This is a genomic window from Sulfurospirillum cavolei (assembly GCF_001548055.1).
Taxonomy (GTDB): Bacteria; Campylobacterota; Campylobacteria; order Campylobacterales; family Sulfurospirillaceae; genus Sulfurospirillum.
In genome coordinates this window covers 1,433,602-1,449,557 of the sequence record NZ_AP014724.1, presented here as the reverse complement: position 1 = coordinate 1,449,557, position 15,956 = coordinate 1,433,602, and the positions used below count along the sequence as shown (strand labels likewise).

Genomic DNA, 15,956 nt, shown 5'->3' with positions numbered 1-15,956 from the left:
AAATATCTCAATAGAACATAGGAGAAGAAATGAAAATTGTTAAAGTCAAATTAGAAAATTTTAGAAGCTATAAAGATGAAATAGTCATTGATTTTTCAGACTTAACTGTGTTCGTTGGTAAAAATGATATTGGTAAATCAACGATATTAGAAGCCTTAGATATTTTTTTCAATGATGGAAAAGGTGCAGTTAAAATTGATAAAGAAGATATCAATAAGCAAGCTAAAGAAGAAGAAAATACAGAAATAAAAATTACTGTAGTATTTGAGAATTTACCAGCTTCTTTAACTATTGATACTACAAATCCTACTACATTGCAAGATGAATATCTCTTAAATAGTTCTCATCAACTTGAAGTTATAAAAAAATATTCTAATGCTGGAAAAGAAAAAGTTTTCATTAAAGCTCATCATCCAACAAATACAAATTGTAGTGATTTGCTTTTGAAAAAAATCAAAGATTTACAAAAAATTATAGAAGACAATGCTATAACATGTGAACATAAAAATAAAAGTGCTGTAGCAAGAAAATCAATTTGGAATCATTATATAGATGATTTACAATTAGAAGAAATAGAGATTGATGTAACCAAAGAAGATGCAAAAAATATTTGGGAACAGTTGAAAAACTATTTGCCACTGTATTCATTATTTCAATCAGATAGAAAAAATAGTGATGGCGATGATGAAGTTCAAAACCCAATGAAATTAGCAGTTCAAGAAATTTTAAAAGATGAGACTTTGAAAAATAGTTTAGAGCAAGTTGCAATCGAAGTTGAAAGAAAATTAAGAGAAGTAGCAACAAAAACTCTTGAAAAATTAAAAGAAATGAATCCTGAAATTGCAAATAGCTTAAATCCAGTTATTCCTACTTCGGAAAGTTTAAAATGGGCTGATGTATTTAAAAGTGTGTCAATTACTGGAGATGAGGATATTCCAATAAATAAGCGTGGAAGTGGTGTTAAAAGGCTAGTTTTGTTAAATTTTTTTAGAGCAGAAGCTGAGAGAAGGCAAAGAGAACTACATGTCCCAAGTATTATTTATGCTATTGAAGAACCAGAAACCTCACAACATCCTAGCCATCAAAGAAAATTGATTGACGCCTTTATTGATTTATCGTGTACAGACAATACACAAATAATTTTAACAACACATAGTCCAGCTATTGTTAAAATGCTAGATTTTGAACATTTAAAACTTATTATTAATGGTTCAAGCAAGGAAATTATAAATATTGAAAGAGCGAATCTACCGTATCCTTCGTTAAATGAAGTAAACTTTTTAGCCTTTGGTGAATCAAATGATGAATACCATAATGAACTATATAGTTATATTGAGAGTGAAGGAGAGTTAGCTAACTATAATCTTAGTCAAACACTTGTTAATTACAATAAAATAAAAAGAGATGGTGCTATTTGTCCTCAACAAATAAGTATAAGTGAATATATTAGACATCAAATACATCATCCTGAAAATACTAATAATCCAAGATTTACGAACGAACAACTACAGCAATCAATAAAAGAAATGCGGAATTTTATAAATGGTATGAGGTAATTTTAAAATGATCAAAGATACACCAACATCCAACATCCTGATTTACCAGAGCGAAGATGGCAACACAAAAATAGAAACAAGACTTGAAAATGAGACTGTTTGGCTTACGCAAGCGCAACTGTGTGAGCTTTTTCAAAAATCAAAAGCAACGATAAGCGAGCATATAAAAAATATTTTTACCGAGGGTGAATTAGTCGAAGATTCAGTTGTTCGGAATTTCCGAACAAGTGCACAAGACGGTAAAAATTATAATATGAACTATTACAACCTTGACGTCATCATCTCCGTAGGCTATCGTGTGAAGTCGTTGCAAGGTACGAAGTTTCGCCAATGGGCAACGGCGAGGCTGAAAGAGTACATCGTCAAAGGTTTTACGATGAACGATGAGTTACTCAAGCAAGCAGGTGGCGGGAATTACTTTGAAGAGCTTTTAGCACGTATTCGCGATATACGAAGCAGTGAGAAGATTTTTTGGCGCAAGGTGCTTGACATCTACGCTACAAGTATAGATTATGACCCAAAGGCGGAGCAAAGCATCCTCTTTTTTCAAACGGTACAAAACAAAATGCACTGGGCAGTCCACGGCAATACCGCGGCTGAACTTGTCTATGAAAGAGCGGATAGTACCAAGCCGTATATGGGGCTTACGCATTTCAAAGGCACGCATCCGACGAGGCAAGAGGTTGGTGTTGCCAAAAATTATCTGAATGAAGATGAACTCAACCTTTTAAACCGAATGGTAACGGCTTACATAGAAGTGGCAGAAATCCAAGCGATGAGTCAAACGCCTATGTATATGAGCGATTGGATAAAAAGGCTTGATGAATTTTTGAAAATGACAGGCAAAGATATACTCGAACATGCAGGAAAAATGAGCCATGACAAAGCCACTCAAAAAGCGTATGACGAGTATGAAAAATACAAAGAGAAAACTAAAAATGAACTCTCCCGTGTTGAGCAAGATTTTATAGCGTATATCGATACAACGGCGAAGATGCTTAAAAAAGCCAAGTCATAATGTTACATGTAAAGCCAAAAGACTTTACATGTAAAAGATTATTTCGGTCTCTTATCCAAAACGCGTGTGGCTTTTCCCTCACTTCTTTGAAGCGATTTGGGTGCGACGAGTTTGACTTCGACGTTGATGTAGAGGTTATTTAAAAGTGAGTGCTGAAGCTCTTTTTTGAGGTTTCCGAGGTAACTGACATCATCGCTGATGAGATGCTCATCGAGTTCTACGTCGATCTCTAGTTTATCGAGGTAGCCTTTTTTGTCGGCGATGATTTGGTAGTTGAGCGTGATGCCTTCTTGTTTGGAAAGCACGTGTTCGATTTGCGATGGGAAGACGTTGACGCCGTTGATGAGGAGCATATCGTCACTGCGTCCTACGATGCTTTCAATTCTGCCGATGGTTCTGCCACAACGACACGGAATGCGTGTTAAGGATGTAATGTCGCCTGTTCGGTAGCGAATGATCGGCAAGCCTTGTTTGGTCAGCGTCGTGATGACCAGTTCGCCTCGTGTGCCCTCTGGCAAGACTTCACCCGTTTTGGGGTCGATGATCTCAGGGTAGAAATGGTCTTCATGAATGTGAAGTAAATTGGAGTGTTTGCAGTTACACGCAACGCCCGGTCCGATGATCTCGGAGAGCCCGTAAATCTCGTGGTAGTCGATGCCCCAGATGTGGGCTATCTCATTTTTAAGCCCCTCACTCGTTGGCTCTGCGCCAAAAAATCCCACGCGTAGTTTGAAATCTTTTTGGATGTCATAGCCTTCCGCTTTAGCGACTTCTGCCATATGTAGCGCAAAAGAAGGTGTTGCGGTTAAAACCGTTGCGCCAAAGTCTTTAAGGAGCAAGAGTTGGCGAGAGGTAAAACCAGTCGAACTTGGAATGACGGCGATCTTCATGCGCTCAGCCGCGTTATGAAAGCCAAGTCCGCCCGTAAACAGTCCGTAGCCGTGCGAGTTTTGCATGATGTCTTGACAGGTCACGCCACCCATTGTAAACGCTCTTCCCATCACTTCTGCCCAGATGTCCATGTCGTGCTCGGTGTAGCCCACAACCGTGGGTTTGCCCGTTGTGCCGCTAGAGCTGTGGATGCGCACGATCTGATCCATATCGACCGAGAACATGCCAAAAGGGTAGTTGTCTCTAAGGTCATGCTTTTTGGTGAAAGGAAGCTTGGCGATGTCCTCAAGAGTCTTAATGTCTTGCGGCAAAACGCCGTGTTCATCAAACTTTTTTTTGTAAAACGGCACCAAATGGTAGACGCGAAGGAGCGTCTCTTTGAGGTGTTTGAGTTGCCACGCCTGAAGCTCGTCTTTGCACAAACTTTCGTTTTTACTGAATGTCATGGGTCTTTCCAACCTTTACATGTAAAAGTGTTTGGCTTGAACAATCTCAATATTTTGAGCTTGAAGTGCAACGATCGCGTCGTCAAATCGGTCTTTATCGACACTGAAAATGAAAATGCCCGTGCTGGCTTCGTAAAAACTATAGGTGTAAAGGATGTTAATGCCCGCCCGTGAAAGCGCGCCCACGGCTTGGTCGAAGCTTCCCACAACGTCTTCGATCTTCACGCCAAACACATCGGTGAAACGCACGCTAAAGCCCTCATCTTCAAGGACGGTTTTAGCTTTTTCAGGATTGTCGACGATGGTGCGCACCAACCCAAAATCGGTTGAATCGGCGAGCAAAATCGACTTGATCGAGATGCCATTTTTGGAAAGCACGTTGGTCAGCACCGAGAGCTCACCCGCCTTGTTTTCTAAAAAAATCGTTAATTGTTTGATGTTGCATTTCATGAATGACTCCTTTTGTCGATGACGCGGACGGCTTTACCGACACTGCGCTCTATGGTGCGTGGTTCAACGAGTTTGATCTCCGCGTTGATGTAGAGGTTGTTGAGCAGTTCGTGCTGAATCTTCTTTTTCAAGCTTTCCAGTTGCCCGATGCTATCCAGTGGCATATTTTCAGTCACTTCCACCATGATCTCTAGTTTATCAAGGTAGCCTTTTTTATCGGCGATGATTTGATAATTGAGCGTGATGCCCTCGATGTTGGAAAGCACATGCTCGACTTGCGATGGGAAGACGTTGACGCCGTTGACGATGAGCATGTCATCCACGCGACCCATGACACTTTTCATGCGCACATGCGTTCTGCCACACTTGCATGGGGTTCTATCCAACGAGGTGATGTCGCCTGTTCGGTAGCGAATGATCGGGAAGGCTTGTTTGGTAAGGCTTGTAATGACCAGTTCACCTTTTTCGCCATACGGCAAGACTTCCAGCGTTTTAGGATCGATAATTTCGGGGTAAAAATGGTCTTCAAAGACGTGCAAATCTTTGCTCTCAAAACAGTTTGACGACACACCTGGTCCGATGATCTCGGAGAGTCCGTAAATCTCACAGTAGTGGATGCCCCACACTTTTGCGACTTCTTCTTTAAGCCCAAGGCTTGTAGGTTCTGCTCCAAAGATGCCGCATTTGAGTTTGAAATCTTTTTGGATGTCATAGCCCTCAGCGACCGCCGCTTCTGCCATATGAAGCGCAAAGGAGGGCGTAGAGGTCAAGACAGTCGCTTCAAAGTCTTTCATGAGCATCAGTTGGCGTGAGGTAAAACCGCCACTGCTTGGCACAACGGTAGCACCCACGGTTTCAGCCCCATAATGAAGCCCTAGACCGCCTGTGAAAAGTCCGTAGCCATAAGCATTGTGTGAGGTGTCTTCGCTTGTGACGCCTGCCATCGTAAAGACGCGCGCCATCACTTCGTTCCATGTATCAAGATCAGCCTTGGTGTAGCCGACAACGGTGGGTTTTCCTGTCGTTCCGCTACTGCTGTGCACGCGTACGACCGCATCTTTTTTGACCGCAAAAAGCCCAAAAGGGTAGTTGTCGCGCAAATCTTGCTTTTTCGTAAACGGCAATTTTGCGATGTCGTCGATGGAAGTAATGTCTTCAGGCGTGATGCCAAGCTCGGCAAATTTTCTCTGATAAAACGGTACATTGGCGTAAACACGCGCGACGGTCTCTTTGAGGCGTTCGGTTTGAAGCTCGCTTAGTTTATGACGTGGTAATGTCTCTTCTTTTGACCAGATCATTTCTTTGCCTTTGCATCGTTGATGCCTTGGTGAAGTACAGCGATATTTTTCTCCGAAACTTTCGCATTCATCGCAGTAATCGCTTCTTCGATCTCTTTACATGTAAACGGAAATCGTGTATCAAGTGCGAGCGTAACGCCTAGCATATAGACGTTGAGCGCATCGATGGGAAATGCTTTCGCTTTGGCTTTTTTAAACGCGTCGATGTTGTGGGTTTCAAAGTCCACTTTGGGAAAACTTTTGGGCGCATTGACAACGATGACGCCTTTGTCTTTGCTAAGGTATTGGATATTGCGTAGCGCTTCATTGCCTTCTAGCGCGATCAAAAGATCGGCTTGTCCTTCATCAATGGCAGGGGCGTAAAAGTCGCCGATTTTGACATAGCATGAAACCGAGCCGCCACGTTGGCTCATGCCGTGGTTTTCCGTGCCTAAACATTTTTGACCTGCAAGGGCTGAGGCGATGCTAAGCACTTTGACCAAAAAGACCGCACCTTGTCCGCCGATACCTGCGATAACGATTTGATATTTCATGACTATTTCTCCTCTTTTTTCACAAACGCGTCGGTTGGACAGACCACATCAAGGCATGAGCCGCATCCGGCACACAAGAACGGATCAATAGCCATTTTGCCTGCATCGTTGTAGAACATCGGTGGGCATTTGTAGTTGGTGATGCACGAATCGCAGGCAACACATTTGTCCTCATCGACTTCAACAAGCACATTGCCAAGGCGTCCCGCGGCATTGTCTTTATCGAGTACACAAAATTCACGAATAACCGCAACAACAGGTGCGGTAGCGGTTTTGTAGGCTTCTTGAAGCGATTTGACGAAACCGAAGGTTTTGTTTAGGTCTTGCTCATAGACGTACTCGTGACAGGTGATACCACACCCCTCAACGATGCGTTTGATGTCGATTTGATGAGGATTGGTACGCTCTGGCGTGGTTTGACGACCCGTCATCGCGGTGGTGGAGTTGTCTAAAATGATGAGAACAAACTTATGGTTTTGGTACACGGCGTTAATAAGCGGCGCAACACCCGAGTGCATAAAGGTACTATCGCCGATGGTCGCGACAACGCTTTTATCGGGATCGGAGATGCTAAAACCGCTCGCCATCGAAACACTCGCACCCATGCACAAGATGGTATCGATCGCCGCTTGATTGAGTCCTAGCGTGTAACAGCCGATGTCAGAGGTGTAGATAGACTTTTTCTTTTTAAAGACTTTGGTAATGGCATAGTGCACGTCGCGGTGCGGACAGCCGGGGCACATATTGGGTGGGCGTTTGGGGAGCTCTTTTTCGTACTTCTCACTTTGGTACGCGTGATTTGGCTCCATGACACCCGCTTTAGCAAACGCAGCGAGCACTTTATCTTTAGAAAATTCATCGATGAGATGGACGTGTTTGGTCAGTTTCCCGTAGAGTTTTGGTGAGCTTAACTGCTCTTCGATACAGGGGTAACTCTCTTCAAAAACGATCACTTTCTCGTAAGGTGCAAAAAGCGCTTCGAGCTTTTCTTTGGGAAGCGGGTAGGGCATATCGAGTTTTAAAATATCGGCTTGAATGCCACGCTCTTCCACGGCTTCTTTGACATAACCATCGCCCGTGCCACTGGTAAGACAAAGTACCTTAGCGCCTTTGAATTGGTGCGTTTTAGGCTCAATGAGATGATCCCAGTTCCACGCCTTAATGGCTTCCAAACGCTCGATCTGCTCTAAACCTTGGCGAAATCTTCCCGCAGGTGGCACGGCACCCCAACGTGGAATATTGCGCTCAAAATTGCCCTCATTGGCGTTTACGCTTATCGTATCATCGACTTCGCAAATCTCTCTAGCGTGGCTCACGCGCATCACAGGGCGAAGCATGACGATGGATTCAAAGTGGTGCGATAGCTCAGAGCCTAGTTTGACCATATCGTACGCTTCTTGCGGTGTGGCAGGATCCAGCACGGGGATTTTTGCAAACTTGGCAAAGCTTCGACTGTCTTGCTCGGTTTGGGAGGAGTAAAAACCGGGATCATCACAGGAGACCAAGAGCATCGCACCTTTAAGTCCGATGTACGAAGCGCTCATCAGCGCGTCACTGGCGACATTGAGTCCGACTTGCTTCATCGTCGCACAGGTACGTTTACCCGAAATGGCACCTGCGTAAGCGACTTCAAAGCCCACTTTTTCATTGGTCGCCCATTGTGCGTAGGCATTCAGTTTGTTCTTGTCGCGAAACTTTTGAAAATTTCCCAAAATCTCGCTTGAGGGTGTTCCAGGATACCCTGAAATCATATCGACACCCGCATGAATGAGCCCTAAGGCAATCGCTTCATTTCCCATCAAAATCTGTTTCATCGTCGCGGCGCTCCAGTACGAATTGTGTAATGTCTTACAGAGTATTGAAACTAAGATTATAAGTTACTTATCTAAGCCATCTTCGCAAAATCCTTACATGTAAAGTGGGCAATTTTGAAACTTTAGCCATTTTTTAGAATCCATTAATTGTGTGAATAAAGGTTCATTAAAGCATTTTATATTACTTTAAGGAACATTAAAAGGTGGGAGTTGTGAATGGGAACATTTGATCTAGGAGTTGGAGCGGCATTTTGGCTGATGAATGCGAGCGCTCTTTTATGCGTGATTTACGGTGTCATCAACTGGAATAAAGACAAAGAAGAGAAGGTGTTAAACACCAAGTCTTGGGAAAAAGACGAAGCAAAAATGACGAAGGATTTGGGATGAATCTGATTGAAAATATCGTCATCATCGTTTATCTTGCGGTATTAGCCTATTTGGGCTATGTCGGATACAAACAGACCAAAAGTTCGGCGGACTATCTCATCGCTGGAGGAGATACGCATCCGTTTGTCATGGCGCTGAGTTATGGAGCAACGTTTATCTCCACCGCGGCGATCGTAGGATTTGGCGGTGTGGCGGCATGGCTTGGAAATTCGCTGTTGTGGTTGACCTTTTGTAACATCTTCATCGGCGTCTTTATCGCGTTTGTTTTTTTGGGCAATCCAACGCGAAAAATGGGCATTCGACTCAACGCACACACCTTTCCTGAACTCTTAGGCCGACGTTTTCATTCGAAGTTTATTCAGGTCTTTGGCGGTGTTTTGATCACGATTTTTATGCCTCTTTACACTTCAGCGGTGCTCATTGGTGGAACGGAGTTTTTAGTGGCATACTTTCACGTTGACTATCACATTGCCCTTTTGGTGATGTCCGTGATCGTCACGGGGTATGTTTTAGCAGGTGGTTTGAAAGGCGTTATGTTAACCGACGCGCTTCAAGGGGTCATTATGTTTGTCGCGATGATCATCTTGATGGTGATGGTGTTTAATGCTATCGGTGGCGTTGACGTGGGACTTTCAAAGTTGGAGATGGTTTGGGATAAAACCGTTGCACCGCTTTTACATGTAAACATCAAAGAACTCGCCGCGGGAAGTCCTGATTTTTTGATGAAACTCTCGATGAACTGGGGCTTTCAGGGCTGGAATAAGATGCCCGTTTTTCTCTCTGAGGGATGGCTATTTATCATTACAACCATTGCGATGGGCGTGGGTGTGGGTGTTTTGGCGCAACCGCAGTTGGTGGTGCGTTTTATGACCGTAAAAAGCAAAAATGAGCTGAACCGCGCTGTTTTGATCGGTGGCGTTTTTATCATCGCGATGACGGGTATTATCTATCTGGTGGGTTCGGTGACGAACGTGTGGTATTATGAGTTTAACGAGGGCAAAAACGCACTTCAAAGCACGGGTGGTATCGGAAAGGTGATTCCACATTTTATCAATGCCGCGATGCCTAAATGGTTTGCGTTTATCTTTTTATTTGCCCTCATTTCAGCGGCGATGAGTACGCTTTCGAGTCAATTTCATGCGATGGGAACGGCGATCGGTCGCGATGTTTTTGAACAGCTTGCGGGCAAAAACAATCCCAATTCTCTGCTCATTACGCGCGTAGGTATCATCGTCATGATCGTCATCTCGGTCTCTTTAGCCTATGTGTTTGACAAACAACCTGCCATCATCGCACGCAGTACGGCGATTTTCTTTGCGTTGTGCGCGAGCATCTTTTTACCGACTTATTTTGGTGGGCTTTTTTGGAAACGCATGACCAAAAAAGGAGCCATCGCTTCGATGATCGTAGGAACGGTGGTAACGACGTTTTGGTTGTTGTTTGTGCACTTTCAAGAAGCCAAACAGCTAGGTGTTGCAAAAATGCTTTTTGGGGTGGATTCGCTCTTAAGCGGCAAAATCATCTTTGTTGATGCAATGATGATCGCTCTGCCGCTTTCGGCACTGACCGCGGTGATTGTCTCTTTGATGACAAAGCCTGAGAGTGCTACGTTGATTAAAAAGTGTTTTGAAGACTAAAAAGAAGGAGGGTAGCTTTACCCTCTGTACTCTTTTTCGTAGGATGATAATATTTCTGAAGAAGCGATGAAATCGCGTGTTTTTTTAAGTTTTTGCATCGCCTCTTGTATGCCACGACGTTCATCTTGCATATACGTTAAGGCTTCTTGAATCAACGCTTGTGCACACTGCATCTCTTCACGAGTAGTAAATTGCGGCATTCGCGCGAGCAATCGTTCTATCTCATGATCGTTTTTTGAAACCAAGGCTACCGTAAAATCGTTATTCCATGACATTTTCGGTTTCGTCTTTCCACGCATCTAAAAGGCCGCGTGCTACATTCATGACTTGATCTAATTTTTCGGTATCGTTATTTAAATTAGCTTCCGAAAGCAATTTTAACTGATACGTATAAAGACCTTGTAGATAGTACGCAACTCGACCGTTATCGTAATTAAGTGAATGAATTAACTCTGCGAAGATAGCGGAAGTACGGTTAATCCAATAGGTTCGTTTCTCGATATTTCCGTCTTCTATGGCTCTTTTTGCTTGAGAAGCAAAGCGTAAAATACCTTCGTATAGCATTTTTATCAACTTTTCAGGTGATTCTATCGAGACGTTATTTTGTGAGTAAGTTGAGTATGCTAGATTGGAGTACATTCTATTTTCCTTAAATAAATTAATTTTGTGACGTGTAAGATTGTTTGATCATTAGCGATAAAGAGTCAAAACTTGTTTGAAGTTGATTGATAATCCTATCGTACTCGGCAAAACGTTTTGCCATCAAGTCGTATTTCTTATCCAAATTCGTGACGGTTTTTTCACGTTCGGTAGTCAGCGATTTTTTCTCCGTCGTTAAACTTGTTTTATAAAGCGACAAAATACCGTCTTTACTATTGGTATAAGAATTTAAGAGCGTATTAAACGAGGTAAAAACACCTTCCTTGGTTTCGCTTTGCGCATAAGCCGTCGTCGGTTGTAATCCTAAAGATGCCAGCTTAGTTTTATCGCCCGTAATTTCGATGTCCAAACCTTGAATCGTGCTTTTGAGGTAGATATTATTATTGCTACCCAATGTCGCTTCGATTCCCGAAATGCCTGCTTTATTAATCGCCGTTTGTAAGGCCGTAAGATTTTCGGCCGCCGTGGCACCTGCGGATGTGGAAAACGTGACGGAAGTTCCGTTGATTTTAAATTCGTCCGTAGCAATATTCAGAGCATCGGAAGCAACGGGAGTTCCGATGTATTGCGTTGTTTTGTACGTGGTTGAACCTCTAAAATACTCTTGAAGTTCGGCAGGGTCTTCTTTCAATTTTTTATCAAATACCGATGAGTCAAATTCAAGCTGTCCGTCGGTATTCAATTCGAGTCCGTAGTCCGCCAAGCTTCTACCTTCGGAATCGACGCTTAAGACTTGTTTGCGTACTTCTCTGCTTAATGCCGTAATTTGGCTAACGCCTTGGAATGTTCCGGCGGTTTTCGTATCGATATCGTATTTTGTCAGTTCCGTGAGTTGCGACATTAAACTATTATACGAAGAGACAAGAGATTCAACGGTTTTTTTGAGTTCGCTTGAATCTTGCGTAATCGATACAGTCGTATTTTTACCTGTTTCTTGCGTCTCATTTAACGTAACGCTAACGCCTTTAATCAGATCGTCAAACGTATTTGTCGCACGTGAAATTGCCACTCCGTTATACGTGAAAGAAGCATCCGTTGCTTCTTGCAAATGGTTGGCTGCCGTGCTAAAGCCTAAATCCGCACTGGTCGTACCCGTTGAGGAAAGTGTTATGGCATTATCTTTTCCCGTCGTATCCGATTTGATAACCAAACGATACGGTTCGGTGCCTCCGACATTCAAAATAGAAGCCGTTACCTTGTCTCCCGCTTTATCGTTAATCATATCTTTAAGTTCAGATAATGTTGTCGTCGCGGTTACGTTGAAATCGTAACTTTTACCGTTAATTTCGAGCGTTAACGTATCGTCGGCCGAAGCAAACGTAGCGGTTTGAGACGTGTATGTCTTGGACTGATAAACGTCTTGTTTCGCTAGAGTTGTGACATGCAACGAAAAATCTTGAACGTCCGTACCCGATTGCGCCGTAATTGAAACGGCACTGTTCGAAACGGTCGTAGTTCTTTTAAGGTATGTCATTTCACTGGCAAGCGAGTTTGTCGATGTTTTTAACGTCGTTACCAACGAAGTTAATGAAGTTAAATCGTTTTGTTTAGTCGTATTGGTCGTTATTTTTTTATCAATAGGATCCAATTGCGCTTTTTCATCAACGGTACGTAATTTATCAATCGTATCGTAACTGAGAGCACCGTCGCTTCCGAGCCCGAGCGAGCTTAAGCTTGAAGTTGCCATCTACTATCCTTTTTTATCAAAAATCATTCCTACGATTTCTTTCATTTTTGCCGACAAGTTCATCGCTTCTTCCGTCGGAAACTTGCGAATCAGTTTTCCGGTGCTTTTTTCCATGACGTTGACATACATAATATCGATTTTATCGTTAAAACCGAATTTGAGATTGGTGTCAAGCATATCCATTTGCTCGTTCAATTCTTTAACCGTTTTTTCAAGGGAGGCTTTGACGTCTTTCGTTTGATCTTTTTGGGTATCTTGATTGGCGTCGGTTGTTTCGCTGTAATGTTCTACCTGCTTCGTCGGCATAACGTTAGCCGATTTGGGCGTAGTCGTAGCTTCAACATGTTTGCTGGTTGCACTAAAAATATCCATGGTAGCTCTCCTTACTCCGTCAGTTGTTAATTTCCTATGAGCTAAATCGGCACATCTTTTTTTTTGTTTAACTCTTTAAGAGATTGTGTGTTATATTTCGCGATATTGTATCTTAAAGGGAGCCGATGAAGATTGCCGTCGTATGTCAGTCGCTTTTACTCAGCCGTGCGCTCAAATCGTTTTTGGGTGATGCTATTGTTGCGTATAAACAATGTGATTTCGTCATTAGCGACAAAAAAATCGAACTCGATAAGCCGGTTTTTTACGTTGCCGCGTCTGAGGGAAATTTGAATATACCGTTTTCAAAATCGACGTTATTATTAGAACTCGATAAATTTTTTCAACACCTTTTACTTCTTCAAAACAGTATGGACGGATTGATAGGAGATATGCCAAAAAGTACCTATGCTCTTGAAGAAAAAATCACGGCTTTGACCGATAAATTTAGAGCGGATTTGATTCAGACGATTCGGAATTATTATGGGAACTAAACCTTTATATACGACGATTAACACGGGAAAATATAAAGGAAAAAAGCTGGAGTTACCCTCTTTAGAGAGCACTCGCAGTACCAAAGCGATCTTAAAAGGCTCGTTGTTCGATACGCTACAATACGACGTTATGGATACGACCTTTGTCGAAGTTTTCGGCGGAAGCGGTTCTATCGGTCTTGAAGCCCTCAGTCGAGGCGCCATGTATGCTTATTTTATCGAAAAAGATCAAGATGCCGTTCGTATCTTAAAACGCAATTGTAAAGTGATTGACGATACGCATACGACGGTCATCTACGGAGATAGCTTTACGGTATTGCCCACGCTGTTTTCTGCCTTACGTACGCCGACCTATTTTTATTTTGATCCACCGTTTTCCATTCGTGAAGGTATGGAAGAAGTGTATCAAAATACGCTCCGCCTCATTGCCTCGTTACCGCAAGACAAGACGATAGCCGCCATCGTAGAACATATGAGTACGGAAGTTTTACCCGAAACCATCGGTTCATATACGCTTCAAAAAACGAAAAAATTCGGAAAAAGCTCTCTGTCGTACTATCGATAAATCTTTGGAACGCGAATTGCTTTACACTTAGCAAAGAATGCTACATGTAAAGGGAATAAATGAAAATTATCAACATTTCATTGGTAATTGTTTCCATCGTATCGTCGCTTTTCGCTGAAAGGCTCGGGGATGTCGCTAACGTCATCGGCGTGCGCGAAAACCAACTGATCGGTTACGGTTTGGTCGTAGGATTAAACGGAACGGGAGACGGTTCTTCTTCGGAGTTTACGCTTCGTTCTTTATCGAATCTTTTGCAGACCGTCAACGTTAAAATCGATCCGGCGGATATTAAATCTAAAAATATCGCTGCGGTTGTCGTCACCGCAAAACTTCCTGCTTTTGCGCGTCAAGGCGATAAAATCGACGTTTCCGTTTCCTCTATCGGCGATGCCAAATCCTTACAAGGCGGTAATCTTTTGTTGACACCTCTTAAAGGCGTCGACGGAAAAATTTACTCTTTGGCGCAAGGATCGCTAACGATCGGCGGTATGAACGGTAAGGAAAAAGGACAAGTTAATCACCCGGCATCGGCGAATATTTTCGGCGGAGCACTCGTGGAGCGTGAGATCGAATTTGATTTACATGAACAAGAATTTATCAATCTTTCGTTAAAAGAAGCAAATTTCAATACGGCAGTCTCCGTTCAAAACGAACTTAACCGTGCCTTCGGTAAAAAAATTGCCGTAGCAACCGATTCTCGAACGATTCGATTGATGAAACCCGCCAATTATACCTCCGTCGAGTTTTTAGCCAAAACGCTGGATACGCAAGTGAAATACGAACGCGAAGATAAAATTATTATCGACGAGCGCACGGGAACGATTGTCTCTGGCGTCAATATCAAAGTGGATCCCGTCGTCATTACGCACGGCGATATTACGATTAAAATCGAAGCAAACGATAACGTACCAAGCGATAAAAACGTCGATATCGGCGGTAACGTTCAAATAGCGGCAAGCGAAAACCGCATTAAAATGCAAGAAGAGAGTATGACCGTCGCCAACGTAGCGCGCGCACTCAATAAATTAGGCGCAAAACCCAAAGATATTATCTCGATTTTTGAAAACATCAAACGTTCCGGTGCGATTACGGCGCAATTGGTGGTGATCTAATGACCAATGATACGTCGCTAGCATTGATGAATGCGAATTACGGCTCTTTACCGACGACAAACGTCAAAGCGGCTTCGGCATCAAGCAGTGCGTCTCAAAGCGATGCTTTGCTGAAAGAACAAACCGATAAATTTGAAGCTTTTTTTCTCAAACAAATTTTAGACATCGCAACGGACACGGAAGAGCAAGACCCGCTTTTTCCAAAAGATGCCGGAGATAAGATTTATCGATCGATGTATAACGATACGATGAGTTCCGCGCTTAGCGGTGGACTCGGAATCAGTCAGATGCTTTTTAATTATTTGAAAGAAGGGCGTTAATGTTTTATTGTTTTAGACGATATAGGGTTAACACAAACGTTAAACTTATAAAGGGTCTCAAATGATTTCAACCGTTCAAGCGTCCAATGCGGCGTATGTACAAGGCAGTGCATTCAAAGACGACACCGTAAAGAGTGCCGAAAAAACCGAAAAAAGCGAAGGCATAGACAAACTTTCTACGCTTAAAGCCGAGATCGAAGACGGAACGTATAAGGTCGATCTGAAAAAAACGGCAAAAGCGATTACGGAAGAGTTGTTCTAAGTCCTTTCTATATCAAAGGATAAAAAATGTTAACTCACTATCTACAAAATGCGATCAAAGATATTGAAAACCTGATAGAACAAACGGAAAAGGACATTGCCGATATCAAGGTTGCCAAACATATGAATGTTTTTGAACGTGCTAAAATTAAAGAAGATTTACTTCACTCTTTTGAACATAAAAAATCACTGTTAGATAATGAGTTAATGAAAATGCTGAAAGAAAGCGGACAAAAATCGCTTGAAGAGCTTCTAAACGCCGAGCAAAAACAACTTTTAGCGTATATGAAAACCAAATTGTCCGAGCTTAAAACATGCAATAAGCAGTATGCGCGTTACGTTGTGACCGTTAGCCAGTTTTATAACGTTCTGCTGGACAGTATTTTCCCGCGAGAAATGGACGGTTATACCGCTTCGAATCACAAACCGGCTTCTTTACTCAAAGTAAGGGCTTAAAG

The 15,956-nt window shown here is 42.7% G+C and carries 19 protein-coding genes; 10 read left to right on the top strand and 9 right to left on the bottom strand.

Features of this window, described 5'->3' with window-relative positions:
• Positions 1 to 29 precede the first annotated feature (29 nt).
• Together UCH003_RS07285 and UCH003_RS07280 are read left to right on the top strand one after the other, a co-directional pair.
• Positions 30 to 1,556 (top strand): ATP-binding protein, encoded by a 1,527-nt coding sequence (locus tag UCH003_RS07285; RefSeq protein WP_060825996.1) that lies wholly within the window; start codon positions 30 to 32, stop codon positions 1,554 to 1,556.
• Positions 1,557 to 1,563: 7 nt separating this feature from the next.
• Complete coding sequence (locus UCH003_RS07280) at positions 1,564 to 2,574, top strand: virulence RhuM family protein (RefSeq protein WP_060825995.1); 1,011 nt, start codon at positions 1,564 to 1,566, stop codon at positions 2,572 to 2,574.
• A gap of 38 nt (positions 2,575 to 2,612) precedes the next feature.
• On the opposite strand, the gene UCH003_RS07275 is transcribed toward UCH003_RS07280, so the two are convergent.
• Genes UCH003_RS07275 through UCH003_RS07255 form a run of 5 tightly spaced genes read right to left on the bottom strand, consistent with a single transcriptional unit; the run spans position 2,613 to position 8,006 of the window.
• Positions 2,613 to 3,911, bottom strand: a complete 1,299-nt coding sequence (locus tag UCH003_RS07275; protein ID WP_060825994.1) for a phenylacetate--CoA ligase family protein — start codon at positions 3,909 to 3,911, stop codon at positions 2,613 to 2,615.
• Between the two features lie 15 nt (positions 3,912 to 3,926).
• A complete protein-coding gene (locus UCH003_RS07270; protein ID WP_060825993.1) occupies positions 3,927 to 4,361 on the bottom strand; it encodes a hypothetical protein in 435 nt (144 codons plus the stop codon).
• A complete protein-coding gene (locus UCH003_RS07265) occupies positions 4,358 to 5,659 on the bottom strand; it encodes a phenylacetate--CoA ligase family protein (protein WP_144440992.1) in 1,302 nt (433 codons plus the stop codon). The genes UCH003_RS07270 and UCH003_RS07265 overlap by 4 nt, the downstream gene beginning before the upstream one ends.
• Positions 5,656 to 6,192, bottom strand: a complete 537-nt coding sequence (locus UCH003_RS07260; protein WP_060825992.1) for a 2-oxoacid:acceptor oxidoreductase family protein — start codon at positions 6,190 to 6,192, stop codon at positions 5,656 to 5,658. Before UCH003_RS07260 ends, UCH003_RS07265 begins: the two co-directional genes overlap by 4 nt.
• Positions 6,193 to 6,194: 2 nt before the next feature.
• The gene (locus UCH003_RS07255) at positions 6,195 to 8,006 is read right to left on the bottom strand and encodes a thiamine pyrophosphate-dependent enzyme (RefSeq protein ID WP_060825991.1); all 1,812 of its coding nucleotides are present in this window, start codon (positions 8,004 to 8,006) and stop codon (positions 6,195 to 6,197) included.
• Positions 8,007 to 8,222: 216 nt separating this feature from the next.
• On the opposite strand from UCH003_RS07255, the gene UCH003_RS13725 reads away from it, so the two are divergent.
• Together UCH003_RS13725 and UCH003_RS07250 are read left to right on the top strand one after the other, a co-directional pair.
• Entirely contained in the window at positions 8,223 to 8,393 is a 171-nt protein-coding gene (locus UCH003_RS13725; protein ID WP_173636958.1) for a symporter small accessory protein, read from the top strand.
• Complete coding sequence (locus UCH003_RS07250) at positions 8,390 to 10,030, top strand: sodium:solute symporter family protein (RefSeq protein ID WP_060825990.1); 1,641 nt, start codon at positions 8,390 to 8,392, stop codon at positions 10,028 to 10,030. The genes UCH003_RS13725 and UCH003_RS07250 overlap by 4 nt, the downstream gene beginning before the upstream one ends.
• A gap of 17 nt (positions 10,031 to 10,047) precedes the next feature.
• Here UCH003_RS07250 and UCH003_RS07245 read toward each other — a convergent pair whose 3' ends face one another.
• Genes UCH003_RS07245 through UCH003_RS07230 form a run of 4 tightly spaced genes read right to left on the bottom strand, consistent with a single transcriptional unit; the run spans position 10,048 to position 12,749 of the window.
• Positions 10,048 to 10,305, bottom strand: a complete 258-nt coding sequence (locus tag UCH003_RS07245) for a hypothetical protein (protein WP_039674385.1) — start codon at positions 10,303 to 10,305, stop codon at positions 10,048 to 10,050.
• Entirely contained in the window at positions 10,292 to 10,669 is a 378-nt protein-coding gene (fliS, locus tag UCH003_RS07240) for a flagellar export chaperone FliS (protein WP_039674387.1), read from the bottom strand. Before fliS ends, UCH003_RS07245 begins: the two co-directional genes overlap by 14 nt.
• A 19-nt stretch (positions 10,670 to 10,688) precedes the next feature.
• On the bottom strand, positions 10,689 to 12,377 hold the full coding sequence (fliD, locus tag UCH003_RS07235) for a flagellar filament capping protein FliD (RefSeq protein WP_060825989.1): 1,689 nt from the start codon (positions 12,375 to 12,377) through the stop codon (positions 10,689 to 10,691).
• A 3-nt stretch (positions 12,378 to 12,380) separates the two neighbouring features.
• Positions 12,381 to 12,749, bottom strand: coding sequence for a FlaG family protein (locus UCH003_RS07230; protein ID WP_060825988.1), 369 nt, complete (start codon positions 12,747 to 12,749; stop codon positions 12,381 to 12,383).
• A 125-nt stretch (positions 12,750 to 12,874) separates the two neighbouring features.
• Between UCH003_RS07230 and UCH003_RS07225 the strand changes: the two genes are divergently transcribed.
• The 6 genes from UCH003_RS07225 (at position 12,875) to UCH003_RS07200 (ending at position 15,954) form a co-directional block, all read left to right on the top strand.
• Positions 12,875 to 13,240: a hypothetical protein gene (locus tag UCH003_RS07225; protein ID WP_060825987.1), complete on the top strand. Its 366-nt coding sequence runs from the start codon at positions 12,875 to 12,877 to the stop codon at positions 13,238 to 13,240.
• Positions 13,230 to 13,805: a 16S rRNA (guanine(966)-N(2))-methyltransferase RsmD gene (gene rsmD, locus UCH003_RS07220; protein WP_060825986.1), complete on the top strand. Its 576-nt coding sequence runs from the start codon at positions 13,230 to 13,232 to the stop codon at positions 13,803 to 13,805. The genes UCH003_RS07225 and rsmD overlap by 11 nt, the downstream gene beginning before the upstream one ends.
• A gap of 59 nt (positions 13,806 to 13,864) precedes the next feature.
• Positions 13,865 to 14,917 (top strand): flagellar basal body P-ring protein FlgI, encoded by a 1,053-nt coding sequence (locus UCH003_RS07215; RefSeq protein WP_173636957.1) that lies wholly within the window; start codon positions 13,865 to 13,867, stop codon positions 14,915 to 14,917.
• A 26-nt stretch (positions 14,918 to 14,943) separates the two neighbouring features.
• A complete protein-coding gene (locus UCH003_RS07210) occupies positions 14,944 to 15,237 on the top strand; it encodes a rod-binding protein (protein ID WP_432416388.1) in 294 nt (97 codons plus the stop codon).
• 61 nt (positions 15,238 to 15,298) lie between these two features.
• Positions 15,299 to 15,499 carry a flagellar biosynthesis anti-sigma factor FlgM gene (locus UCH003_RS07205; protein ID WP_039674396.1) on the top strand — a complete coding sequence of 67 codons (201 nt, stop codon included), beginning with the start codon at positions 15,299 to 15,301 and terminating at the stop codon, positions 15,497 to 15,499.
• Positions 15,500 to 15,525: 26 nt separating this feature from the next.
• Complete coding sequence (locus tag UCH003_RS07200) at positions 15,526 to 15,954, top strand: hypothetical protein (protein WP_039674398.1); 429 nt, start codon at positions 15,526 to 15,528, stop codon at positions 15,952 to 15,954.
• Positions 15,955 to 15,956 lie beyond the last annotated feature (2 nt).